A 470-nucleotide genomic window follows, 5' to 3' on the forward strand; every position below is an offset into this window, starting at 1 on the left:
ACTTTGACCGGCGCTGTGGAGTGCACGGTAGCAATGGCGTTACCGGCGTAGATCGGGCGCTTGAAGGTGTCAGCGCTTTCGACCGCGATGATCTCGGAGATCTGATCGACGTCCAGCTGCGCGGCAACGCGCGGCAGGATGTTTTTGCCGTTGGAGGTCGCGGCGGCCAGGATGTGGCTGTAGCCGGCACCCCCCGCCTCTTGAGCAAGAGCTGCAACCAATGGCGCTACGTTTTCTGGCAGTTGATGAGCGTAAGCGGCGTTATCGGCCACCAGCACTTTGGCCACACCGGCAATTTTTGCCGCAGCTTCAGCCACGGCACCGATGCCCTGACCTGCAACCAGCAGGTGAATATCACCACCGATCTTCACAGCAGCCGCCACCGTATTCAGGGTCGCCGAAGCAATACCCGCACCATCGTGTTCTGCGATTACCAGGACGGTCATAATCAGATTACCTTCGCTTCGTTT

Annotated in this window: 1 pseudogene; it reads right to left on the reverse strand. The window is 59.1% G+C overall.

The features are described 5' to 3' along the window. Positions 1-446, reverse strand: a pseudogene (locus tag AWM69_RS22580) (electron transfer flavoprotein subunit alpha/FixB family protein); the annotation flags it as partial. Between the last annotated feature and the right edge of the window lie 24 nt (positions 447-470).

Source organism: Pseudomonas sp. D1HM (genome assembly GCF_019266105.1).
Taxonomy (GTDB): Bacteria; Pseudomonadota; Gammaproteobacteria; order Pseudomonadales; family Pseudomonadaceae; genus Aquipseudomonas; species Aquipseudomonas taetrolens.